Source organism: Rhodanobacter aciditrophus, assembly GCF_050026795.1.
In the GTDB taxonomy this organism is placed as follows: domain Bacteria; phylum Pseudomonadota; class Gammaproteobacteria; order Xanthomonadales; family Rhodanobacteraceae; genus Rhodanobacter_A.
The window spans coordinates 192,162-215,160 of sequence record NZ_JALBWP010000007.1; the positions used below are offsets into that span (position 1 = coordinate 192,162).

22 protein-coding genes are annotated in these 22,999 nt (G+C 67.9%); 7 read left to right on the plus strand and 15 right to left on the minus strand.

From position 1 onward, the window contains the following. Entirely contained in the window at positions 1-384 is a 384-nt protein-coding gene (locus ACQGNW_RS01435; RefSeq protein WP_426661278.1) for a winged helix-turn-helix transcriptional regulator, read from the minus strand. A 171-nt stretch (positions 385-555) separates the two neighbouring features. Between ACQGNW_RS01435 and gstA the strand changes: the two genes are divergently transcribed. After that, complete coding sequence (gene gstA, locus ACQGNW_RS01440) at positions 556-1,176, plus strand: glutathione transferase GstA (RefSeq protein ID WP_426661279.1); 621 nt, start codon at positions 556-558, stop codon at positions 1,174-1,176. Positions 1,177-1,337: 161 nt separating this feature from the next. Here the strand turns inward: gstA and purB are convergent, their stop codons facing one another. Next, on the minus strand, positions 1,338-2,705 hold the full coding sequence (gene purB, locus ACQGNW_RS01445; protein WP_426661280.1) for an adenylosuccinate lyase: 1,368 nt from the start codon (positions 2,703-2,705) through the stop codon (positions 1,338-1,340). Positions 2,706-2,806: 101 nt separating this feature from the next. Between purB and ACQGNW_RS01450 the strand changes: the two genes are divergently transcribed. Then, positions 2,807-4,189, plus strand: a complete 1,383-nt coding sequence (locus ACQGNW_RS01450) for a class II fumarate hydratase (RefSeq protein ID WP_426661281.1) — start codon at positions 2,807-2,809, stop codon at positions 4,187-4,189. 145 nt (positions 4,190-4,334) lie between these two features. Here the strand turns inward: ACQGNW_RS01450 and ACQGNW_RS01455 are convergent, their stop codons facing one another. From ACQGNW_RS01455 to ACQGNW_RS01480, 6 genes are read right to left on the minus strand one after another with little or no spacing between them, the layout of a single operon-like run. Further along, positions 4,335-4,859, minus strand: a complete 525-nt coding sequence (locus ACQGNW_RS01455) for a hypothetical protein (protein ID WP_426661282.1) — start codon at positions 4,857-4,859, stop codon at positions 4,335-4,337. A gap of 48 nt (positions 4,860-4,907) precedes the next feature. Continuing rightward, complete coding sequence (locus ACQGNW_RS01460) at positions 4,908-5,606, minus strand: YggN family protein (protein WP_426661283.1); 699 nt, start codon at positions 5,604-5,606, stop codon at positions 4,908-4,910. Between the two features lie 34 nt (positions 5,607-5,640). Continuing rightward, positions 5,641-6,618 carry a hypothetical protein gene (locus ACQGNW_RS01465; protein WP_426661284.1) on the minus strand — a complete coding sequence of 326 codons (978 nt, stop codon included), beginning with the start codon at positions 6,616-6,618 and terminating at the stop codon, positions 5,641-5,643. Next, a complete protein-coding gene (locus ACQGNW_RS01470) occupies positions 6,615-7,472 on the minus strand; it encodes an ABC transporter ATP-binding protein (protein WP_426661285.1) in 858 nt (285 codons plus the stop codon). The genes ACQGNW_RS01465 and ACQGNW_RS01470 overlap by 4 nt, the downstream gene beginning before the upstream one ends. After that, entirely contained in the window at positions 7,469-7,843 is a 375-nt protein-coding gene (locus ACQGNW_RS01475) for a GntR family transcriptional regulator (protein WP_077485172.1), read from the minus strand. The genes ACQGNW_RS01470 and ACQGNW_RS01475 overlap by 4 nt, the downstream gene beginning before the upstream one ends. A 3-nt stretch (positions 7,844-7,846) precedes the next feature. Continuing rightward, a complete protein-coding gene (locus ACQGNW_RS01480; RefSeq protein WP_426661286.1) occupies positions 7,847-8,230 on the minus strand; it encodes a hypothetical protein in 384 nt (127 codons plus the stop codon). A 611-nt stretch (positions 8,231-8,841) separates the two neighbouring features. On the opposite strand from ACQGNW_RS01480, the gene ACQGNW_RS01485 reads away from it, so the two are divergent. Genes ACQGNW_RS01485 through ACQGNW_RS01495 form a run of 3 tightly spaced genes read left to right on the plus strand, consistent with a single transcriptional unit; the run spans position 8,842 to position 11,797 of the window. Further along, positions 8,842-9,807 carry a LysR substrate-binding domain-containing protein gene (locus ACQGNW_RS01485; RefSeq protein ID WP_426661287.1) on the plus strand — a complete coding sequence of 322 codons (966 nt, stop codon included), beginning with the start codon at positions 8,842-8,844 and terminating at the stop codon, positions 9,805-9,807. 41 nt (positions 9,808-9,848) lie between these two features. Beyond that, positions 9,849-10,994 carry a pyridoxal phosphate-dependent aminotransferase gene (locus ACQGNW_RS01490; protein WP_426661288.1) on the plus strand — a complete coding sequence of 382 codons (1,146 nt, stop codon included), beginning with the start codon at positions 9,849-9,851 and terminating at the stop codon, positions 10,992-10,994. Beyond that, entirely contained in the window at positions 10,991-11,797 is an 807-nt protein-coding gene (locus ACQGNW_RS01495; protein WP_426661289.1) for an amidohydrolase, read from the plus strand. Before ACQGNW_RS01490 ends, ACQGNW_RS01495 begins: the two co-directional genes overlap by 4 nt. Positions 11,798-11,848: 51 nt before the next feature. Here the strand turns inward: ACQGNW_RS01495 and arsC are convergent, their stop codons facing one another. Genes arsC through ACQGNW_RS01515 form a run of 4 tightly spaced genes read right to left on the minus strand, consistent with a single transcriptional unit; the run spans position 11,849 to position 15,413 of the window. Next, on the minus strand, positions 11,849-12,187 hold the full coding sequence (gene arsC, locus ACQGNW_RS01500; RefSeq protein ID WP_426661290.1) for an arsenate reductase (glutaredoxin): 339 nt from the start codon (positions 12,185-12,187) through the stop codon (positions 11,849-11,851). A gap of 20 nt (positions 12,188-12,207) precedes the next feature. Further along, positions 12,208-13,608 carry a pseudouridine synthase gene (locus tag ACQGNW_RS01505; RefSeq protein ID WP_426661291.1) on the minus strand — a complete coding sequence of 467 codons (1,401 nt, stop codon included), beginning with the start codon at positions 13,606-13,608 and terminating at the stop codon, positions 12,208-12,210. Between the two features lie 12 nt (positions 13,609-13,620). Further along, positions 13,621-14,436: an SMC-Scp complex subunit ScpB gene (gene scpB / locus ACQGNW_RS01510; RefSeq protein WP_426661292.1), complete on the minus strand. Its 816-nt coding sequence runs from the start codon at positions 14,434-14,436 to the stop codon at positions 13,621-13,623. A 17-nt stretch (positions 14,437-14,453) separates the two neighbouring features. Next, positions 14,454-15,413 (minus strand): segregation and condensation protein A, encoded by a 960-nt coding sequence (locus tag ACQGNW_RS01515; RefSeq protein WP_426661293.1) that lies wholly within the window; start codon positions 15,411-15,413, stop codon positions 14,454-14,456. Positions 15,414-16,152: 739 nt separating this feature from the next. Between ACQGNW_RS01515 and ACQGNW_RS01520 the strand changes: the two genes are divergently transcribed. Continuing rightward, positions 16,153-16,515, plus strand: coding sequence for a PilZ domain-containing protein (locus tag ACQGNW_RS01520; RefSeq protein WP_426661294.1), 363 nt, complete (start codon positions 16,153-16,155; stop codon positions 16,513-16,515). A 192-nt stretch (positions 16,516-16,707) separates the two neighbouring features. On the opposite strand, the gene ACQGNW_RS01525 is transcribed toward ACQGNW_RS01520, so the two are convergent. Both ACQGNW_RS01525 and acnA read right to left on the minus strand, forming a co-directional pair. Further along, on the minus strand, positions 16,708-18,399 hold the full coding sequence (locus tag ACQGNW_RS01525) for an AMP-binding protein (RefSeq protein WP_426661295.1): 1,692 nt from the start codon (positions 18,397-18,399) through the stop codon (positions 16,708-16,710). A gap of 169 nt (positions 18,400-18,568) precedes the next feature. Further along, on the minus strand, positions 18,569-21,253 hold the full coding sequence (gene acnA / locus ACQGNW_RS01530; protein WP_426661296.1) for an aconitate hydratase AcnA: 2,685 nt from the start codon (positions 21,251-21,253) through the stop codon (positions 18,569-18,571). Between the two features lie 212 nt (positions 21,254-21,465). On the opposite strand from acnA, the gene ACQGNW_RS01535 reads away from it, so the two are divergent. Continuing rightward, positions 21,466-22,371: a LysR family transcriptional regulator gene (locus ACQGNW_RS01535; protein WP_426661297.1), complete on the plus strand. Its 906-nt coding sequence runs from the start codon at positions 21,466-21,468 to the stop codon at positions 22,369-22,371. Here the strand turns inward: ACQGNW_RS01535 and hflD are convergent, their stop codons facing one another. After that, positions 22,372-22,995, minus strand: coding sequence for a high frequency lysogenization protein HflD (hflD, locus tag ACQGNW_RS01540; protein ID WP_426661356.1), 624 nt, complete (start codon positions 22,993-22,995; stop codon positions 22,372-22,374). Positions 22,996-22,999: the final 4 nt, after the last annotated feature.

Consider the following 22,999-nt stretch of genomic DNA (forward strand, 5'->3'; position numbering starts at 1 on the left):
TCACCCCACCACCCGCGCCTGCTTTCCCACCGAAGCCCTTGAGTCCCACTCTGCAATCAGCTTCTGTCCCACCCGCGCCAGCGCATTGATCGCCGGCAGCAGTTCGCGGCCCAGTTCGGTGAGCGCGTATTCGGCGGAGGGCGGCGAGGTGTCGAGCGGGCGGCGACTCACCAGGCCGCGCGATTCCAGTTCGCGCAGGCGGGCGCTGAGCACGCGGGCGGAGATGCGCGGGATGTCGTGGCGCAGTTCGCCGAAGCGGCGGGGTTCGCCGCTCAGATACCAGATCACGTTGGGCGCCCAGGCGCCGCGCAGCAGCGCCAGGCTTTCGGTGAGCGGACAGGCGGGCGGCGGCACCACTTTGCTCTTGCGTACGGGGAGTCCCATGGGATCGCTCGTTGTGGTTGGGGCGGTGGTTACCGCGGGGTTACCGCATTCTGCGGCAGGCGGGTGGATCGGCGGTATCCAATGGTAACCATGGCGGCGTAGCATGGGGGGCTGGACGTGCGGTTTCGACCGGAGCGCGTCCGTTTTCCGTCCCCTACCAGGAGTCATCGCATGAAGCTTTACTACTCCCCCGGCGCCTGTTCGCTTTCCCCGCACATCGTGGCGCTCGAGGCTGGCATCAGGCTGCAGCTGGAGAAGGTCGACGGCAAGGCCAAGCGTACCGAGAGCGGCGCGGATTTCTGGCTGGTCAATCCCAAGGGCTACGTGCCGGTGCTGGAGCTGGACAGCGGCGAAGTGCTGACCGAAGGCCCGGCGATCGTGCAGTACCTGGCCGACCAGAATCCCGCCAGCAAGCTCGCGCCCGCCAGCGGCACGCTGCCGCGCTACCACCTGCAGGAGATGCTGGGCTACATCAACTCCGAGTTGCACAAGAGCTACAGCCCGCTGTTCAAGCCGGACACGCCCGAAGCCACCCGCGCCGAGCGCAAGGAGTACCTGACGAAGCGTTACCGGTTCATCGAGAACGTGCTGGCGAAGCAGCCGTTCCTGCTGGGCGACGCGTTCACCGTGGCCGATGCCTACCTGTTCACCGTGACCAACTGGGCGAAGCACGTGGAGCTGGACCTGTCGGGTTTCCCGGCGCTGCTGGCGTTCCAGAAGCGCGTGGCCGAGCGCCCGGCGGTGCGCGAGGCGATGGAGGCCGAAGGCTTGGTGAAGAAGGCGCACGCCTGATATGCCACGGGCCGCGCGTGGAAACGTGCGGCCCGTGGTTTCTCGTCGTTCCTGCGAGGCGCTTTTCAACAGCCGAAGGGCTGGTCAAGCAGGAGCCCGGCGCCTCTGCCGCAGATGGCTCAAGGCGCTGGGCCCTGGCCTGCGCCGGGGCGGCGGCGGGATCAGATATCCCGCGCCAGTCCCTCGGCCAGGCCGATGTAGCCGCCCGGCGTGAGGTCGAGCAGACGCTGCTTCGCTTCGGCGGGGAGCTCCAGCTTGCCGATGAATTCGCGCATCGATTCCTTCGTGATGCCCTGGCCGCGGGTCAGCGCCTTGAGCTGTTCGTAGGGCTGCGGCAGGCCGTAGCGGCGCATCACGGTCTGCACGGCCTCGGCCAGCACTTCCCAGCTGGCGTCGAGGTCGGCGGCGAGGCGGTCGGCGTTCACGGTGAGCTTGCCCAGGCCCTTCTGCAGCGATTCCAGCGCCACCAGCGTGTGGCCGAAGGCGGTGCCCAGCGCGCGCAGCACGGTGGAGTCGGTCAGGTCGCGCTGCCAGCGGCTGATCGGCAGCTTCTCGGCGAAATGGCCGAGCAGGGCGTTGGCGAGGCCGAAGTTGCCCTCGGCGTTCTCGAAGTCGATCGGGTTCACCTTGTGCGGCATGGTGGACGAGCCCACCTCGCCCTCCTTGAGTTTCTGCTTGAAGTAGCCCAGCGAGATGTAGCCCCACACGTCGCGCGCCAGGTCGATAAGGATGGTGTTGGCCCGGCGCACCGCGTCGCAGTATTCGGCGACGCCGTCGTGCGGCTCGATCTGCGTGGTGTACGGGTTGTAGTCCAGGCCCAGGCTTTCCACGAAGCGCTGCGAGAACGCGCGCCAGTCCATCTCCGGGTAGGTGATCGCGTGGGCGTTGTAGTTGCCCACCGCGCCGTTGATCTTGCCGGGAATTTCCAGCGCGACGAGCTGCCTGCGCTGGCGCTCCAGCCGCGCCACCACGTTCGCCAGTTCCTTGCCCAGCGTGCTGGGCGAGGCGGTTTGGCCGTGGGTGCGCGAGAGCATCGGCAGCGCGGCATTGACGTGGGCGAGCTCGCGCAGCTTGGCGATGATGCCGTCGAAGGCCGGCAGCAGCACCTGCGCGCGGGCGTCGCGCAGCATCAGCGCGTAGGAGAGGTTGTTGATGTCTTCGCTGGTGCAGGCGAAGTGCACGAACTCCCTGGCCTGGGCCAGGGCGGGATCGGAACCGATGCGTTCCTTGATGAAGTACTCCACCGCCTTCACGTCGTGGTTGGTGGTGGCTTCGATGGTCTTGATGCGCGCGCCGTCCTCCACCGCGAAGCCGCTGGCGATGGCCTGCAGCTGCTTGACTTGGGTTTCCGTGAACGGCGGCAGCTCGGCGATGCCCGGCTCGGCGGCCAGCGCCAGCAGCCACTCGATCTCCACGTGCACGCGGCGATGCATCAGGCCGAACTCGCTGAAGATCGGGCGCAGCGGCTCGGCCTTGCTGGCGTAGCGGCCGTCCAGCGGCGACAGGGCGGTGAGGGCGGGGTTGGACATCGGGGCGTTCCGGCACGGGGAAACGGCCATTTTACATTGACGGCGGCGCGATGCCTGGCGGCCTATAGTCAGCGGGTTCCCATCCCTCCGAAGGACCATCCATGAGCGGCTTCCGCATCGAACACGACAGCATGGGCGAACTCAAGGTGCCCGCCGACGCGCTGTACGGCGCGCAGACCCAGCGTGCGATCGACAACTTTCCGATCTCCGGCCTGGCGCTGCCACGCGAGTTCATCCGTGCGCTGGGACTGATCAAGGCCGCCGCCGCCGAAGCGAACCTCGCGCTGGGATACCTGAAGAAGGGCCAGGCCGCGGCGATCCGCAAGGCCGCGCTGGCGGTGGCGGGTGGCGAACACGACGCGCAGTTCCCCATCGACGTGTTCCAGACCGGCTCGGGCACCAGCACCAACATGAACGCGAACGAGGTGATCGCCCACCTCGCCGCGCGCGCCGGCGCCAAGGTGCATCCGAACGACCACGTCAACTACGGGCAGAGCTCGAACGACGTGATCCCCACCGCGATCCACGTCAGCGCCACCCTGGTGGCGCACGAACGGCTGCTGCCGGCGCTGAAGCACCTGAAGAAGACCATCGATCAGCGCGCGCGCCAGTTGCGCTACGTGGCCAAGACCGGCCGCACGCACCTGATGGACGCGATGCCGGTGACCTTCGGGCAGGAGTTGTCCGGCTGGGCCGCGCAGATCGGTTCGGCCATCGCGCGCATCGAGGATGCGCTCAAGCGCATGCGCCGCCTGCCGCAGGGCGGTACCGCGGTGGGCACCGGCATCAATGCCGATCCGAAGTTCGGCGCGGCGGTGGCGCGCGAGCTGAAGAAGCTCACCGGCGCGCGCTTCGAGGCGATGGAAAACCCGTTCGAGGGCATGGCCGCGCAGGACGATGCGGTGGAGCTTTCCGGCGCACTGAAGGCCCTTGCCGTGGCGCTGATGAAGATTGCCAACGACCTGCGCTGGATGAACTCCGGTCCCTTGGCGGGTCTGGGCGAGATCGAGTTGCCCGCGCTGCAACCCGGCTCGTCGATCATGCCGGGCAAGGTGAACCCGGTGATCCCGGAGGCCGCCGCGATGGTGGCCGCGCAGGTGATCGGCAACGACGCGGCCATCGCCATCGCCGGCCAGTCCGGCAATTTCCAGCTCAACGTGATGCTGCCGCTGATCGCCTACAACCTGCTGCAGTCGCTGGGCCTGCTGGCCAATGTGTCGCGTCTGCTGGCCGACAAGGCCATCGCCGGCTTCAACGTCAACAAGGCGCGGGTGAACCAGGCGCTGGCGATGAACCCGATCCTGGTCACCGCGCTCAACCCGGTGATCGGCTACGAGAAGGGTGCAGCCACCGCCAAGCAGGCCTACAAGCAGCACCGGCCGATCATGGACGTGGCGCTGGAGACCACGGGCTTGTCGAGGGCCGAACTGGCGAAGCTGCTCGACCCGCTGGCGCTGACCAGGGGCGGCATCCACGGGGAATGAGGATCGAACGACCCACGCGGGGATCGGGACATACCAGCGCGGTCAGTTCGCCGTTGGCCACAGGAAGCCGCGGCTGTTGTGGCCTCGGCGCACGGCCTGGCTGCAGGCGTCTCGACGGGTGGCGGGCGCGCAGGGGGAGGGCGCGTCAGCCTTTCAGGCCCTTCGCGCAGTCCGCCGCGTCGTCGTTGCCGACGATGCCGGCGTAGGGCTTGAACGCCGCCAGCTGCGCCGCGAGCTGGTCCTGCGCGACCTTGATGGCGGCAGTGTCCTTGCAGATGTCGCGGGTCAGGTCCTGCATCTTGCTGGCTCCCGTCTTGGCCGCCTCGTCGGCCTTGCCAGGCGTGGACGACGCCTTGGCCGCGATGGCCTTGGCAGCCGTCTCGATGCCGGCCGTGCCCATCGCCATGCCGGTTTCACGCACGGCGCGCACGCTGCGGTTGTATTGCGCCAGCAGATCGCGCTCGGCGGGCGTGATGGCCACCGCCTTGCCGTCGATGACGAAACCGCCGTCGGAAGCGATGTCCGCTTGCGGCGCGCCATCGACGTGCAGGGTCACCACGTCCCCATACAGCTTGATCGCGCCGTTTTCCATGGTGGTGTCTGGCATGCTGCAGGCGGCGAGGGTGCATGCCAGAGCAGTGGCGAGCAATGGTCGGACGGTGACTCTCATGGCAGTTCCTGTGCTGGTCGAGGAGGGCGTCGGCAGTCGTGGCAAGGCTCAGTCGGAGAATACGGCAATACCCTTCTTGCCGTTCTGGTCGATGTCCTTGCCGCAGTCGTCCACGTCCTTCTGCGTCATCGTGGCGTAGGGCTTGAACGCGGGCATGGCGGCGGCGAGTTTCTGCTGCGAGGCCAGCATGTCGGGCAGGCGCTTGCACAGTTTCATGGCGTCGGCCTGGATCTTGTCGGTCTGCGGCTTGATGCTGGCCTCGATCTCCTTGTCGCTCTTGCCGCTCAGGGCGCCGAAAATCGCCTGCTTCGCCGCGCTAACCCCGAGGTCGGCGCCGCTCGCGCCGATGTCCATGCCGGCCTCGGCGATGCCGATGATCTGCTGGCGATAATCCACCAGCATGGCGTGCTGCTCGGGGGTGGCATCGACCGGCTTGCCGGCGATCACCAGGTTGCCTTGCGGGGTGATGACCGCCTTGGGCAGGTTGCTGCCGTCGTCGTGCCGGCCCTTGTCGTTGATGTGCACGCTGCTGACGTCGATATCCTTGGTGAGCAGTTCCTGCTTGGCCTTGTCGATGCCCTTCTGCACTTCCGCGCCGATCACCGACGAGGATGTCTGTTTCTGCGCCTCCTTCATGGCCTGGGCCACGTTGTCGCTGGAACTGCTGTCGGGCGACTGGCTGCAGGCCGTGAGCGGCAACAGCAGGGCGAGCGCAAGGATGGTGCCGGTGGTTGCGATGCTCTTCATGGTGTATGCCTCCCCGTGTGGTTTCGATGGGATATCAGGTGTCGTCGCGCCAGCGGCGCAGCCAGATGGCACCGGCGATCAGGGCGAGGCCGGCGATGGCACCGATCCAGAAGCTGGGCGCGGCCATCACGGAGTAGGAGTTGCCCAGGCTCAGGAAGTCCATCGGGTGCGCCGCGTTGCCGCCCATGTCGGAGAAGTGCTGCAGACCCAGCCAGCCGCCCGGAAACACGCTGAGCAGGATGCGGCCGAAGACGTCGCTCCAGTACCAGTCGCTACCCAGAATGTGGCCGGCCAGCAGGTTGAACCAGCCCAGCATCAAACCCACCGCCACTGGCAGCACCGCGGCCCACAGGAAGGGCTTGCTGCGTGCCCAGGCAGAGCAGAGCAGCAACCAGCCGGTGGCGGGCAGCGCCCACAGCGTGTACAGCGGGATGGTGCCGATCAGGTTGGCGGTGACGCGGAATGGGTGTGCATAGGTCAGCAGATGCCACAGGCTGACGCCATGGAACGACAGCGTGATGGTGAACAACAGCAGCATGCCGATGCCGGTCAGTACGCCGCAGACAACCGCGATCACGGGCGCCAGGATGGTGCCGGCCACGACCTTGGAGAGCACGGTGGCAGTGTCCGACAGCGGCAGCGACTTCCAGAATAGCAGGCTGCGGTCGCGACGGTCGTCGTAAAGAGCGCCGAGGAAATAGAAGAACACCACGAACCCCAGCACGATGCTGATGATGGCGGTGGTGGAGAACATCATGATGTCCAAGCCTGCGCCGATCTTGTCCGCATCGGCGTCTTTCAGCGCCTGGTCGAACAGGTGCATGTTGTTGCCGATGAAATCGGCATGGCCGTTGAAATGGCCGCCGAGCACCTCGCCGGCGATGACGCCCATGATGTTGAGCAGCAGGAACACGCCGCCCACGATCACCGGCGCCCACAGGAAGCCGCCGCGGTGCTCCCAGAACTCGCGCTTCACGAGCCAGTACATTTCGTTCAGAACCGGGGTTTTCATGCGTAGGTCCCTTTCATGGTGGCGACGAACAGGTCGCTCACGGAGGGGCGGCGGATCTCGCCCAGTGCCTCCAGCCGCGATTTGTCGACGCCGTCGAACAGGAAGATGCTCTTGCCGAACACCTGGCGCTCGTCCAGCGGCTTGAGCTGGCGGGCCTCGGCGGCCTTGTCGGCGCCCACCATCAGCTCGGCGAAACGTTCGCCCACCGTGTCCATGTCGGTGTCCAGCACGATCCTGCCGCCCTGGATGAACATCAGGTCGGTGAGGATGTGCTCGACTTCCTCCACCTGGTGGGTGGTGACGATGATGGTCTTGTTCTCGTCGAAGTAGTCTTCCAGCAGGCTCTGGTAGAACTGCTTGCGGTACAGGATGTCCAGGCCGAGCGTGGGCTCGTCCAGCACCAGCAGCCGGGCGTCGATGGCCATCACCAGCGCGAGGTGCAGCTGCACGATCATGCCCTTGGACATCTGCTTGACGCGCATCTCGGGTGTGAGCTTGGTGCGGGCGAGGAAGGCCTCGCACTTCTTGCGGTCGAAGCGCGGGTGCACGTGGGCGACGAAGTCGACCGCCTCGCGCACGCGGATCCAGCGCGGCAGCACCGCCACGTCGGCGATGAAGCAGACCTGTTCCATCAGCTTGCCGCGCTGCCTGCGCGGGTCGAGGCCCAGTACGGAGAGCTCGCCCTGGAAATCGGTGAGGCCGAGGATGGCTTTCAGCGCGGTGGTCTTGCCGGCGCCGTTCGGGCCGATCAGGCCCACGATGCGGCCGGGCTGGATCTCGAAGCTCACGTTGTCCAGCGCGGCGGTGTTCTTGTAGCGCTTGGAGAGGCCGCTGGCGGCGACGACGGCGTTCATGCGTGCTTCTCCGGCTCGGACGGCGCTTCGCGCAGCAGGGTCTTCAGGTCCAGGCCCAGCCGTTGCAGGCGGGCGTACAGCGCGGGCCATTCTTCGCGCAGAAAACGTTCGCGCTCGGATTTCAGCAGTTCCTCGCGCGCTCCCTCGATGACAAACATGCCCAGGCCCCTCCTTTTCTCAACCAAGCGTTCGTCGACCAGCTCCTGGTACGCCTTCGACACGGTCAGCGGATTGATCTGGAAATCCGCGGCAACCTGGCGCACCGACGGCAGCGGGTCGCCCTCGTTCAGGGCGCCATCCAGGATCATCGCCACCACGCGTTGGTGCAGTTGGCGATAGATCGGGATGCTGTCGTTCCAGGTGATGGTCATGGATTATTCCTTGCTGCTGGCAATGCCGGCCGTCGTGGTGCCAAACGAATAGTAGGGCATGGCCAGTTGCGCCCCGAGCCGGGCGGCGCTGCCGCCGTCGGGCAGGGTGACGGCGCCCACGGCGGCATGTTCCAGCAGGGCGGCGGCCTTCAGTTCGGCGCTGGTGGGCGTCACCTCGACCGGCGCCAGGTTGGTCACGTGGATGCCGTTGATCCAGGCGAGTTCGGGCGTGCGGACCGGCAGGTTCACCACGGCCAGGGTCAGGGTAGTCATCAGCAGGGCGGCAGCGGAAGCGATCCAGTGCCGGGCCGGAATCAGGGTGGAGACGAAGACGTCATCGGCGACGATGGCGGGGCGGTTCGTGCTGGGCTGGGACTTCGCGTTCATGTCGGCTCTCCTCTAGTGAGCTCGTTGACCGGTGTTGTAGTGGACTATAACACTAGAAAAAGAACCGTCAAGCACTGCGAGCGGGATTGGCACCATGACTGATGGCAGGGGCGCAAGGCCGACGCCGGGCTATTCCATGCGGGCCTCCTTCTTCGTGCCGACGGACGGAGGCTGGAGCAAGCCGGGCGACACAGCCGAGGGTGCCGACAGCTTGGGTGAGCCGAGGCCAAGGCCCTGGTCTTGCGTCTGGGGTCGATGTTCACGCCGCCGGCCCGCACGAATTTCCCCGGTCGATAGCCTGGAAGCCGGGCAGGGCGCGCAGATGAGGATTTGTGGAAATCCGGCGGTTGGTGGCGTGCATGCCGCCACGTCTGGAGGTCGCGATCCCCGCTTGCGCCGGCCAGGCGCTCGGGATCAGCGGTGCTGCAACGGATTCTTGCCCGTCACCGCGATACGACCCCGCCACGCCTCGCGTTGGCAGGAAACGCCGAGGCTGTGCGTCGGCGCGCTGATCGAGCCGAGGTTGCCGGCGACGGGATCAAGGTATATTTGGAACAATCTGGCGATCAGCCGGCAAGACTCGAACCTGTCGTTCGAAAAGGGAAACGGTGATGACGCTGTTGAACGGGGCGCTGCAGGACCTCAACGACCTGTATTTCTTCGCTGCGGTGGTGGATCACGGCGGTTTTTCCGCGGCGGGGCGGGCGCTGGGCGTACCCAAGTCGCGACTCAGCAAGCGGGTGGCCCAGCTGGAGGACCGCCTCGGCGTGCGCCTGCTGCAGCGAACCACCCGTCGCTTCGTGGTCACCGAAGTGGGCGAGCGCTTCTACGCACACTGCCGCGCGGTGCTGGAGGAGGCGCGCGCCGCGCAGGAAGCGGTTGACGAGTTGCGTGCCGAGCCGCGCGGCGTGGTGCGGTTGAGCTGCCCGGTGTCGCTCACCCAGACCATCCTGGCGCACGTGTTGCCGGACTTCATGGCGCGCTATCCCAAGCTGCAGGTGCGTGTGCTGTCGAGCAACCGGCGCGTGGACCTGCTGGGCGAAGGTTACGACCTTGCGATCCGCGTACGCAGCAAGCTCGATACCGACGCCAACATGGTGGTGCGCAGCTTCGGCCAGTCGCGCGTGCTGCCGGTGGCCAGTCCCGCGCTGCTCGACGCGCTGGGGCGGCCGCAGCACCCCGACGAGCTGGCCAAGCTGCCGGCGTTGTCGATGCAGGAGCACGAAGGTCCGCAGACCTGGGAGCTGCTCGACGCGGCGGGGGAACGCGTGAGTGTGGAGGTGCAGGCGCGGCTCATTTGCGGCGACTTCGCCGTGCTGCTGGAAGCGGCGCGGCGCGGTGTCGGCGTGACCCTGCTGCCGGAATTCGTCTGCGCGCCGGCGGTGACCCGCGGCGAGCTGGAGGTGCTGCTGCCGGAATGGAGCGCGCCGGAAGGCACCATGCACTTCATCTACCCCAGCCGCCGCGGCATGCTGCCGGGCGTGCGCGCGCTGGTGGACTTCCTCGCCGAGCGGCTGCCCGACGCCGCCCTGCGCAAGCACGAGGAGTGCAAGGTGCGGCCGCTTTCCGCCATGTGAGCATGCTAGGCTTTCCGTTTGGACTTCCATACGGCGGCGCGATGAAGATCGACACCAAGCTTCCCAAGGTCGGCACCACCATTTTCAGCGTGATGAGCCAGCTCGCGCTGGAGCACAAGGCGGTGAACCTGGGGCAGGGCTTTCCCGACTTCGAGCCGCCGCAGGGCTTGCGCGACGCGCTGGCGCGCGCGATGAACGAAGGCAGGAACCAGTACGCGCCGATGCACGGTACGGCTGCGTTGCGTGAGCAGATCGCGACCAAGACCGAGCGCATGTACGGCCATCGGCCCGACGTGGACGCCGAGATCACCGTCACTTCCGGCGCCACCGAGGCGCTGTTCGCGGCGATCGCCGCCGTGGTGCGCACGGGCGAGGAGGTGATCGTGTTCGATCCCGCCTACGACAGCTACGAGCCGGCGATCGAACTGCAGGGTGCGAAGGCGGTGCACATCCCGCTGGTCGCGCCGACGTTCGCGGTGGACTGGCAGCGCGTGCGCGACGCGCTGACGCCGCGCACGCGCATGATCCTCGTCAACAGCCCGCACAACCCGTCCGGCGCGGTGCTGTCGGCGGCCGATCTCGACGAGCTGGCGGCAATCGTGCGCGACACCGGCATCGTGGTGCTCTCCGATGAGGTGTACGAGCACATCGTCTACGACGGCAGGCAGCACGAGAGCGTGCTGCGCCATCCCGAACTCGCCGCGCGCAGCATCGTGGTGTCCTCCTTCGGCAAGACCTACCACTGCACCGGCTGGAAGCTGGGCTATGCGGTGGCGCCGCGCGCGCTCACCGCGGAGTTCCGCAAGGTGCACCAGTACCTCACGTTCTGCAGCTTCCATCCCGCGCAGCAGGCGTTCGCCGAGTTCCTCGCCAGCGACCCGCAGCATTACCTCGATCTGCCCGCGTTCTACCAGGCCAAGCGCGATCGCTTTCGCGCACTGCTCAAATCCTCGCGCTTCAAGCTGCTCGACGTGCCAGGCGGCTACTTCCAGCTGGTGGACTACTCGGCCATCCGCGACGAGGACGACCTCGCTTTCAGCCGCTGGCTGGTGGAAGAGGGTGGAGTGGCGGCGATCCCGCTGACGCCGTTCTGCGAGACCGCACCGGGCACGCGCCTGCTGCGCCTGTGCTTCGCCAAGAGCGACGCCACCATGGAGGCGGCCGCCGAACGGCTGTGCAGGCTGTGAGCCTCGAACCGCTGACCGTGTCGCTGGTGCAGGGAGCCACCCGCTGGCACGACGCGCCGGCCAACCGCGATTACTACGGCGCACTGGTGCGCCGCGCCCGCGGCAGCGATCTGATCGTGCTGCCGGAAACCTTCCTGTCCGGCTTCAGCAACGACATCCGCGCCAGCGCGGAAACCATGGATGGCGAAGGCGTGGCCTGGCTGCGCGCCCTGGCCATCGAGATGGAAGCGGTGATCTGCGGCAGCCTCGCGATCCGCGAAGGCGGCATCGTCTACAACCGCCTGTTGTGGATGCGCGCGGACGGCACGTTCGAGCAATACGACAAGCGCCACCTGTTCCGCATGGCCGGCGAGCACACCCGCTACGGCGGGGGCAAGGATCGGCTGGTCGTGGAGCTGAAAGGCTGGCGCATCCTGCCGCAGGTCTGCTACGACCTGCGCTTTCCGGTGTGGCTGCGCAACCTCCGGCTGGAAAGCGCGGCGGGCGGCATGGACTATGACCTCGCGATCTTCGTGGCCAACTGGCCCGCACCGCGCCGCCAGCCCTGGCGCACCTTGCTGCGCGCCCGCGCCATCGAAAATCTCGCCTGCGTGATCGGCGTGAACCGCGTGGGCGTGGATGGCAACGACCTGCCTTATGCCGGCGACAGTGCGGTGATCGATCCGCTGGGCGAGCCGCTAGTGGAGTGCGGCGCGCTGGAGCAGGTCGCCACCGTCACCCTCGACCCTGCACCATTGCTGGCCCATCGCGAGCGCTTCCCGGCATGGATGGATGCAGACCGGTTCACGCTCGATCCGAACTGAAGCTCCTTGCAGGAAGCCCCGCATCCTGCAGGGCTCTCTGCAAGCGCTGTTTCAGAGTATCGCCAGCACCGCCTCCGGCGGCCGGCCGATCGCGGCCTTGCCGTTGGCGACCACGATGGGGCGCTCGATCAGGATAGGATGCGCCACCATCGCGGCGATCAGCGCATCGTCGTCGAGTGCGGGGTCGGCAAGGCCGAGCTCCCGGTAAACGGCCTCGCCGCTGCGCAGCAGCTGCCGCGCGGGGATGCCCAGCAGCTTGAGCAGCCGCTGCAGATCGACCGCGTCAGGCGGGTTCTCGAGGTAGTTCACCACCTCGACCTTGCGGTCTTCGAGCAGCGCCAGCGTGGCGCGCGACTTGCTGCAGCGGTTGTTGTGATAGATGCGGATCACGGGCGTCGCAGCCGCGGTGCTCAGCGGTTGCCCGAGCGGCTGCCGCCGCGGCCGTGCGGGCGGTTGCCGCCGGGGCGGCTGGCGCCGTGCGGCGGGCGATTGCCGCCCTGGCCTTGCGGCCGGCCGCGGCCGGGACGGTTGCCGCCGGGGCGAGCCTCGTTGCCGTGGCTGCCGCCGAAGCCGCCGTGAGGATTGGCCGGCGCGAAGCCGCCCTGGCTTGCGCCGCCGCGGGCACCGGCTGGCTTGCCGCTGCGGCGCTTGCCGGGGACGCCGGCCGGGCGGGCGGCGCCGTCGCGGCTGTCGCCGGCGAACCAGGTGCGCACCGAGGGCAGCTCCTGGCCGGGCGCGACGCCGCGCTTGTTCTTCTTGCGCCTCGCGGCGCCGGGGCCGCGCTCGGGCAGCGCCACGTTGCCGTTCACTTCCTGGCCGGGACGGCGCTGCTTCTGGCGACCGCGCGGCGGTTCCTCGCGGATACGGTCGAAGGCGCGCAGCTCGCGCGCCTCGTCGTGGTAGCCGCCGCTCCAGGCGCCGGTCGAACCGCGCTCGGGGCGGTATTCGGTGACGTTGCGCGGGGCACGGCGCTGGTGCAACACCGGGCTCAGGGTCAGCACGGGCTGCGGTGCGCCGAGGCCGCTGGTCTGGCGCAACTGCTTCACCGCCTCCTCGTCCAGCGCCTCGCAGTCGCCGCGGCGCAGGGTGCGCGGCAGCTCGATGCCGCCGTAGCGGATGCGCTTCAGGCGGCTGACCAGGAAGCCCTGCGAATCCCACAGTCGGCGCACTTCGCGGTTGCGCCCCTCGCGGATCACCACGCGGAACCAGCTGTGGCTGCCGCCGCGGCTGATCACCGCGATCTCGTCGAAACGGGCGGGGCCGTCCTCCAGCTCCACGCCGGCCTTGAGCTTCTCGATCACCTCGTCGGGCACCTCGCCATGCACGCGGCAGAGGTACTCGCGCTCGATGCCGCTCTTCGGGTGCATCAGCGCGTTGGCCAGTTCGCCGTCGGTGGTGAGCAGCAGCAGGCCGGTGGTGTTGATGTCGAGGCGGCCCACGGCGACCCAGCGCGCGCCCTTCAGGCGCGGCAACTGCTCGAACACGGTGGGGCGGCCCTCGGGATCGTCGCGGGTGGTCAGCACGCCCTCGGGCTTGTGGTAGATCAGGACCTCGGCGTCGCCGCGGTTGTCGGTGGCGACCACGAACTGCTTGCCGTCGACCACCACGCGGTCGCCCGCGTGCACGCTGGTGCCGATGGTGGCGGGGCTGCCGTTGAGTTCGATCTCGCCGGCCTGGATGCGCTGTTCGAGCATGCGGCGCGAGCCGAGGCCTGCATTGGCAAGCACCTTGTGCAAGCGCTCTTCGAGCGGCGCCGCGTCGCTGAGCGGCGCGCGCTTGAGGGAAAGGATGGATTTCTGCTGCGCAGTCATGCGCGATACTCCTCAGGAATGCTGTGTGGCGGTGTCGTGGTCGACGTCCGCGGGGGCCGCTGCCTCGTCGGCAGTGGTGGTGGGTTCGGATGCATCGGACGCGATTGCCACGTCCCCGGCGGTTTCGGCCGAAGGCGCAGCCTCGTGGTCCGCCGTGTTGTCGTCGAGCAGCGGTTCGCCGATCTCCTCATCGGTTTCGGCGGTTGCTTCCCCGGCCGGCGCCTCTTCGTCCGGATCGATCGGCAGGTCCTTGATCACGCGGGCCGGCAACGGGGTCTGCTCGAAGCCCATCTGCGGATCTTCCATGTCGCGGATTTCGGAAAGCGGCGGCAGCTGGTCCAGCGATTTCAGGTTGAAGTAGTCGAGGAACGCGCGGGTGGTGCCGAACAGCGCCGGCTTGCCGGGCACGTCGCGGTAGCCGACCACGCGGATCCACTCGCGCTCCTCCAGCGTCTTGATGATGTTGCTGGAGACCACCACGCCGCGGATCTGTTCGATCTCGGGGCGGGTGATCGGCTGGCGATAGGCGATCAGCGCCAGCGTTTCCAGCAGCGCGCGCGAGTAGCGGCTGGGCTTCTCGGTCCACATCCGCGAGATCCAGGGGTGCACATCCTGGCGTACCTGGTAGCGGAAACCGGAGGCGACCTCCTTGAGTTCGACGCCGCGGCCGTCGCAGTCGGCGGCGAGGGCTTCCAGCGCGCGGGCGATCTGCTCGTGGCCGACCTCGTCGGCTTCGGCGAACAGGTCGCCAAGCTGGGCGACCGTCATCGGCTGGCTGGCGGCGAGCAGGGCCGCCTCGACGATGGGTTTGAGTTGCTCGATCTGCATGGGCCTGCGGTGCCGATTCAGTGAGTGCCGTTGCCGGCGGTGTCCGGGGTCTCGAACGCCGATTCCTCTGCGACGGGGTCGTTCGCCCCGTCGGTTTCCATGCGGTCGGGGAGGGGCTCCTCGCCGTGTTCCACCCGCGCCTTCAGGTAGATCGGCGCCAGTGGGGCTTCCTGCACGATCTCGATCAGCATTTCCTTGGCCAGCTCCAGCATGGCGAGGAAGGTGACCACCACGCCGAGGCGGCCTTCGCTGACGTCGAACAGCGTCTCGAAACGGTGGAAGGCGTGACCTTCCAGCTTGCCCAGCAGCTCGCCCATGCGCTGGCGCACGCTGAGCGCCTCGCGCTTGATGGCGTGGTGGCCGAACAGCTCGGCGCGGTGCAGCACGTCCTTCAGCGCCAGCAGCATTTCCTTGAGGTCGAGCGGCGGGGGCAGCTTGATCACGTTGCGTTCGCCGGTGTCGGCCTGCGCCGGCGCGGTGTCGCGCTCCATGCGGGGCAGGGTGTCGATGTCCTCCGCGGCCTTCTTGAAGCGCTCGTACTCCTGCAGGCGGCGCACCAGCTCGGCACGCGGATCTTCCTCGACGCCTTCCTCGGCTGGCGGCCGTGGCAGCAGCAGCCGCGACTTGATCTCGCCCAGTATCGCGGCCATGAGCAGGTACTCCGCGGCCAGTTCCAGCCGCATCGTCTCCCGCATCATGTCGATGTATTCCATGTACTGCCGGGTGATCTCGGCAATCGGAATGTCCAGGATGTCCAGGTTCTGCCGGCGGATCAGGTACAGCAGCAGGTCCAGCGGCCCCTCGAACGCCTCCAGGAACACTTCCAGTGCATCCGGCGGGATGTACAGGTCCTGCGGCATCTGCAGCACCGGTTCGCCGCGCACGATCGCCAGCGGCATCTCCTGCTGCTGGGGAGGCGCTGCGTGATTGTCCTGCGATACGACCGGGCCCTGCGGCCCGACTGGCTCGGTGCTCATCGATACGTGTCGTTGGGCCGCCCGGCGGCCGGCAATGCGTCTTGGTCCATGGGGCGAAACGGTTGCCTCGCCGCGCGATCCTGGCTGGGCCTGTGCACGGATCGTGGCGCCGAGGCGGCACTTCGGTAAAGCGGTTTCGCACGATGCCGTGCGGACAGCGTCCGGCTCCCCCTTGCCGCCGCCGGCGTGACGAAGCCGCGCGTCGCGGTTCGATCAGGCGTGCGGGCGTTGCAGCCAAGTGCCGCCGCGGGATGCTGGTCGCGTCTGGCGGGAACAAGGCGATGCGGTGGCGAACGGGACGTCACCGACAAGTCGGACGATCTGCCTGGGGCATCGGGTGGGCGCCATCGCCGCCGGAACGAACGGCCGGCGTCTGACCGTGGCGCCACGCGTGTCGCACAGAGTAGCGACTGCCCGGCGACAAGTCCAGCGCACGGGACCATGGTTGATGCGCGGTACGCGCGTGCACGTGGGTACAATGCCCTTCTCGCATGGACGGCAGCGACCCGTTCCGCTCACGACGGTGCGAACCGGGCGGCGGGCCGCACAGGTGACCATGAGTGTCCGACTCGGCGAGCACGCGTCAGTCACCGTGGCGAAAAATGCGGGCAGAAGGCGTGCCACACCACCGTTTCAAGGGTGTGGCACACGGCTTGCTTGAACGTGATGGCGGACACAGCAGGCAAGCCGTTCCGCAGGGCCGCCACAGTGGCGGAATGCAACAGAAAAGGAGCCCGGCATGGCGAAGGACGACAACAAGTTCAGCGACGAATCCGAGCGCTTGCGTCCGGCGCGCATGCAGATCGAAACAACCGTGCTGATGAGCCGCGGCGTCGAATCGCATCCCACCGAGCTGGTGGACATTTCCGCTACCGGTGCGCTGCTGCGCCGGCCGCTGGGCTGGAGCGGCGAGGTGGGACAGACCTGGCTGCTGGACATGATCTTCGGCAACGACCTGCACATCCATCTGGAGGCGCAGGTGGCGCGCGTCGCCGACCACAACATCGGCTTTTCCTACGTGTGCATCCCGGAGGACAAGCAGGTGCCGCTGTGGAACCTGCTGGGTGGCTACGCCGACATCCTGGAGGCATGGAAGAACTGAGAGGCGGTGAATTGCCCGCCTCCCGACCCGGCTGCGGGTGGCCGGTCGCACAGGCGGCTGGCTCGCGGGGCGTGCTTGCAGCTGCCGGACGTGCCAGCGGGAAATTCCGCGGGATGCGGGTTCTTTCGCGAACCATGAGCCCGATGCCGCCGGCGGGTCGCCGTGCGCGACGGCGCGGCGGCCGGAGCGGGATCAGCCGGCCACGGCCGCGCTTTTCTTCTCGTCGCGCAGCTCGCGACGCAGGATCTTGCCCACGTTGCTCTTCGGCAAGGTGTCGCGGAACTCGATGAACTTGGGCCGCTTATAGCCGGTGAGTCGTTCGCGGCAGAACTGCTTGAGCGCGTCCTCGGTGAGGCCCGGGTCCTTGCGTACCACGAACAGCTTCACCACCTCGCCGGAATGCTCGTCGGCCACACCCACCGCGGCCACCTCGGCCACGCCCGGGTGCTGCATCACCGCATCCTCCACCTCGTTCGGGTACACGTTGAAGCCGGACACCAGGATCATGTCCTTCTTGCGGTCGACGATGTAGAAGTAGCCGTTCTCGTCCATCTTCGCGATGTCGCCGGTGTGCAGCCAGCCGTCGGGGCCGAGCACCTTCGCGGTCTCGTCGGGGCGGTTCCAGTAGCCCAGCATCACCTGGGGGCCTTTCACCATCAGCTCGCCCACCTCGCCAACCGGCAGCGGGCGGTTGTCTTCCGACCAGATCGCGACGTCGGTGGACGGAATCGGCAGGCCGATCGAGCCGTTGTAGTCCTTGAGGTCGAGCGGGTTGATGCAGGCGGCTGGCGAGGTTTCGGTGAGGCCGTAGGCCTCGGCCAAGGTGCAGCCGGTGATCTTCTTCCAGCGCTCGGCCACCGCGCGTTGCACGGCCATGCCGCCACCCAGCGTCAGATGCAGACGCGAAAAGTCCACCTCGGCGAAACCGGGCGTGTTGAGCAGGCCGTTGAACAGGGTGTTGACGCCGGTGATCGCGGTGAAGCGCGAGGCCCGCAGTTCCTTGACGAAGCCCGGCATGTCGCGCGGGTTGGTGACCAGCCAGTTGAGCCCGCCCAGGCGCATGAACACCAGCCCGTTCGCGCACAGCGAGAAGATGTGATACAGCGGCAGGGCGGTGATGATGACTTCCTCGCCCGGCTTCGCGTTCCGGGCGATCCAGGCGCCCGCCTGGAGCATGTTGGCCACCATGTTGCCGTGACTGAGCATGGCGCCCTTGGCCACGCCGGTGGTGCCGCCGGTGTATTGCAGGAAGGCGATGTCGCCATGGCCCAGTTCCACCGGCAGCAGCGGGTGCGCGGCACCTTGGGCCAGCGCGTCGCGGAAGCGCACGGCGTGCGGCAGCCGGTAGGCCGGCACCATCTTCTTGACGTGCTTGATGACGAAGTTGACCAGCGTGCCCTTGGGGAAGCCGAGCAGGTCGCCGATGCCGGTGGTGATGATGTGCTGCACCGGAGTGTCCGCCAGCACCTGCTGCAGCGTGGCGGCGAAGTTGTCCAGCACCACGATCGCCCTGGCGCCGGAGTCCGCCAACTGGTGCTTCAGCTCGCGCGCGGTGTACATGGGGTTGGTGTTGACCACCACCAGGCCGGCGCGCAGCGCACCGAACAGGGCGATCGGGTACTGCAGCACGTTCGGCATCATGATCGCGATGCGATCGCCCTTGCCGAGCTTGAGCACGCCGGTGAGGTAACCGGCGAAATGGCGGCTCAGTTCGTCGATCTGGTGGTAGCTGAGCCGCTTGCCGAAATTGGCGAACGCGGGACGGTCGCGGAAGCGCTGGAAGGCTTCTTCCAGCACGGCGGCCACCGAGGCGTAGGCATCGAGGTCGACCTCGGCGGGCACGCCTTCCGGGTAATGGTCCAGCCACGGACGCTCGTTGCTCATGTGCTTGTTCGACTCCTGAATCATGGCCGCCAAGGCAGTGTGGAGATGGCGGCACCCCCTGCAGGCATTGGAGCATGCGCGCGCGTATGCGGCAAGGCGACGTGGCAGAAAAAAGCCGCCCCGACTGGTCGGGGCGGCTCGGGTTTCCGGCGTGCGGCGCGCGCCTGCGTCAGGCGGCCTTCCTGCCGGCCAGCTGGCGCAGCACGTACTGCAGGATGCCGCCGTGGCGGAAGAAGTCGCGCTCCTTCGGGGTGAGCAGCAGCACCTTCACGGTGAACTCCTTCTTCTGGCCGTCGGCACCGGTGGCGACCACCTTGGCTTCCTTCGACTCGCCGCCTTCCAGGCCGGTGATCTCGAAGCTCTCGTAGCCCGTCAGGCCCAGCGACTTGGCGCTTTCGCCGTCCTTGAACTGCAGCGGCAGCACGCCCATGCCGACCAGATTGGAGCGATGGATGCGCTCGAAGCTCTCGGCGATCACCGCCTTCACGCCCAGCAGCAGGGTGCCCTTGGCGGCCCAGTCACGGCTGGAGCCGGTGCCGTATTCCTTGCCGGCCAGCACGATCAGCGGGGTCTTCTCGGCCTTGTACTTCATCGCCGCGTCGTAGATCGCCATCTGCTCGCCCGAGGGCACGTGCTTCGTGTAGCCGCCCTCGACGCCGTCCAGCATCTGGTTCTTGATGCGGATGTTGGCGAAGGTGCCGCGCACCATCACGTCGTCGTTGCCGCGACGTGAGCCGTAGGAGTTGAAATCCTTCGGCGCCACGCCCTTCTCGATCAGGAAGCGGCCCGCCGGGCTGTCCTTCTTGATCGAGCCGGCCGGCGAGATGTGGTCGGTGGTGATCGAATCGCCGAACAGGCCGAGCACGCGGGCGCCGCGGATGTCCTCCACCTTGCCCGGCGCCATCGTCATGCCGTCGAAGTAGGGCGGGTTCTTGATGTAGGTGGAGTCGTCCCAGCGGTACACGTCGCCGCCGGGGAAGGCGATGCCGTTCCAGCGCTCGTCGCCCTTGAACACGTCGGCATAGTTCTTGGCGAACATGGCCGGGTTGATCGCGCCGGCGATGGCGTCGGAAATCTCCTGGTTGGTCGGCCAGATGTCCTTCAGGTAGACCGGCTTGCCGTCGCTGCCGGTGCCGATGGCGTCGGTGGCGAGGTTGATGTCCAGCGTGCCGGCCAGGGCGTAGGCCACCACCAGCGGCGGCGAGGCGAGGTAGTTCATCTTCACCTCGGCGTGCACGCGGCCCTCGAAGTTGCGGTTGCCCGAGAGCACCGCGCCCACCGCGAGGTCGCCTTCGGCGATGCCCTTGCTCACTTCCTCGGGCAGCGGGCCGGAGTTGCCGATGCAGGTGGTGCAGCCGTAGCCGACCACGTAGAAGTTGATCTTCTCCAGTTCCTTCAGCAGGCCGGTCTGCTCGAGGTAGTCGGTGACCACCTTGGAGCCGGGCGCCAGCGAGGTCTTCACCCAGGGCTTCGCCTTCAGGCCGCGTGCGGCGGCCTTCTTGGCCACGATGCCCGCGCCCAGCATCACCGCCGGGTTGGAGGTGTTGGTGCAGGAGGTGATCGCGGCAATCACCACCGAGCCGTCGTTGACGCGGAAGCTCTCGCCGTGGCGGGTCACCGCCACGCCGGCGGCATCGTGCGGCTTGCTGCGGCTGGCGGTGAGCGGGCCCACGATCTCGTGGAAGTTCTTCTGCACGTCGGTGAGCAGCACGCGGTCCTGCGGACGCTTGGGACCGGCCATCGAAGGCTTGACGTCGGCCAGGTCGAGCTCCAGCACGGCGGAGTATTCGGCATCCTGGGTGTGCTCGTCGTGCCACATGCCCTGAGCCTTGGCGTAGGCCTCAACCAGCGCGATGTGCTCCTCGCTGCGGCCGGACAGGCGCAGGTAGTTCAGTGCCTCCTGGTCGACCGGGAAGATGCCGCAGGTGGCGCCGTACTCGGGCGCCATGTTGCCGATGGTGGCGCGGTCGGCCAGCGCCAGGTGCTTCAGGCCCGGGCCGAAGAACTCCACGAACTTGCCCACCACGCCCAGCTTGCGCAGCATCTGGGTGACGGTGAGCACGAGGTCGGTGGCGGTGACGCCTTCGCCGAGCCGGCCCGAGAGCTTCACGCCCACCACCTGCGGAATCAGCATGGAGGAGGGCTGGCCCAGCATCGCGGCCTCGGCCTCGATGCCGCCCACGCCCCAGCCCAGCACGCCCAGGCCGTTGACCATGGTGGTGTGCGAGTCGGTGCCGAACAGCGTGTCCGGGTAGGCCCAGGTCTCGCCGCCCGCTTCCTTGGTGAACACCACGCGGGCCAGGTGCTCCAGGTTCACCTGGTGCACGATGCCGGTGCGCGGCGGCACCACCTTGAAGTTGTGGAAGGCCTTCTGGCCCCAGCGCAGGAAGCTGTAGCGCTCCTGGTTGCGCTGGAATTCGATCGCCACGTTCTGCTCCAGCGCATCCTCGGAGCCGAACACGTCCACCTGCACCGAGTGGTCGATCACAAGCTCCACCGGGTTCAGCGGGTTGATCTGGGTGGCGTCGCCGCCCAGCTTCACCACCGCGTCGCGCATCGCGGCGAGGTCGACCACGCAGGGCACGCCGGTGAAGTCCTGCAGGATCACGCGTGCCGGCATGAAGGCGATCTCGGTGGAGGGTTCGGCCTTGGCGTCCCACCTGGCGATCGCCTCGATCTCCTTCGCGGTGACGTCCACGCCGTCCTCGTGGCGCAGCAGGTTCTCCAGGAGGATCTTCAGCGAGTAGGGCAGGCGCTTGATGTCGAAGCGCTGGCCCAGCCTGGCGAGGCTGGCGAAGCTGTACCGCTTGCCGTTGGCCTCGAAGGTGTCGCGTACCTGGAATGAATCTTTCATGGGAAGGCTCCTGGCGAAATCCTGCTGGGATGGGTGGGAGGGGCTACGGGCACGCCGTGACGCACCGGACAGGCAAAGATCGCAATTATCGCGCAAACGCCGTGTGATCGCTGCGGGGCGGGCCATGACATCGCACGCCGGGGGGAGGCGGCTTGTCCGGATGCCGGATAGCATGGGCGCCGGAACGGTCCGGCACAAACGCATTTGATGACATGCAGCATTCGATGATTTCGACGGCGCTGGCGGCGGTCTCGCTGCGCGACCTCGCGCTGGTGCAGGCGGTGCATCGCCACGGCAGCTTCAACAGCGCGGCGCGGGCCATGCACATCAGCCCGTCCGGGCTGTCGCACCAGGTGCAGAAGGTGGAACAGGCGCTGGGCGCGCCGCTGTTCGAGCGCGGCGGCCGCAAGGTGGTGCCCACTGCCGGCGGCTGTCGCCTGCTGGAGCGCATCGACGCCGTGCTCGCCGCGGCCGGGCTGCTGCAGCAGGCCGCCCGCGCGGGCGCGGTGGCGTTCGGCGGCGAATTGCGCCTCGGCGTGCCGGCGTCGCTCGGACCGTACCTGCTGCCGCACCTGATCGCGCCGTTCCCGCAGCATTTTCCGGGCGTGCGGCTGGGCATTTCCGAAGGCAAGCCGCGCGGCCTGTTGCGACGCCTGCACGAGGCCGAACTCGATGCGGTGCTGGCGCCGCTCGCGCCGGTGGCCAGCGGCATCGCGATGCGGCCGCTCTTCTTCGAGCCGTGGGAGGCGATGCTGCGCGCCGATCACCCGTTGGCTGGCCGGCGCAGCGTAGCGCTGAACCAGCTGGAAAAGGTCGATGCGATCCTGATGGCCGAGAGCCACGCCGACGGTGACGGCCACGTGCAGGACGTGAGCCTGGAGAGCCTCGCCGCCCTGGTCAGCCTGCGCGGCGGCCATGCCCTGGTGCCTGCGCTGGCGCACGCGCGGCTGGCCTCGAAACCCGACATCGTGCTGGCGAAGATCAGGGGCCAGGCGCCGGGCCGCGAGATCGCGCTGTACTGGCGCGAGGCCACGCCCTGGGGCGCCGACCTTGCGGCCTTCGGCGCCCTGCTGCGCACGCTGGCGCGGCAGTTGCCCGGGCTGAAGCTGATCGGCTAGCTAGCGGCCGTCGAGCGTGGCCCCGGTGAGCAGGCCGCGCGCCAGCATGCTGCACTGGCGACGGAACAGCAGCAGCTGCCACTGGCGGCCGCCAAGCTGGCGCCACAGCACCGCCGAGCGCACCGCCGCGAGCAGGTTGCTGCGCACCTTCTCGACGATGGCCGGCTGCTGCAGGTACTGCGGGTTGCCGTTGACCATCACGCGCGGCCGCAGGATGGAGAGCGTGGAGGCGTAGAGCTCGGCCAGTCGTGCGGTGACCTGACTGGAACCTTGGCCGAAATGCTCCGCCTGGCGCTGCGCGGCGCGGATGCCCTGTCGCAGCCGGTCGAGCAGTTCCGGGCGGCCGGACAGGCTGCGTTCCAGCCGCATCACGGTCATCGCCATGCGGGTCACCGCCATGTCCTCGCTCTGTTCGTCGAGCTGCGACACCAGGCTGCGCAGGCCCAGCCGCACGCCGGCGATGTTGCCGTACACGGCCACCACCGACGGAGCGTCGATGCGGAACACGCTGGCGATGCCGGCGTCCATCGCGCTCTCGTCGCAGCGGCCCTGGTTGGCCAGCTGCTGCACCAGTGCGCAGGCCTGGTAGAGGCCGGCCAGGGCCAGCACGCGTTCCTCGTTCACCGAA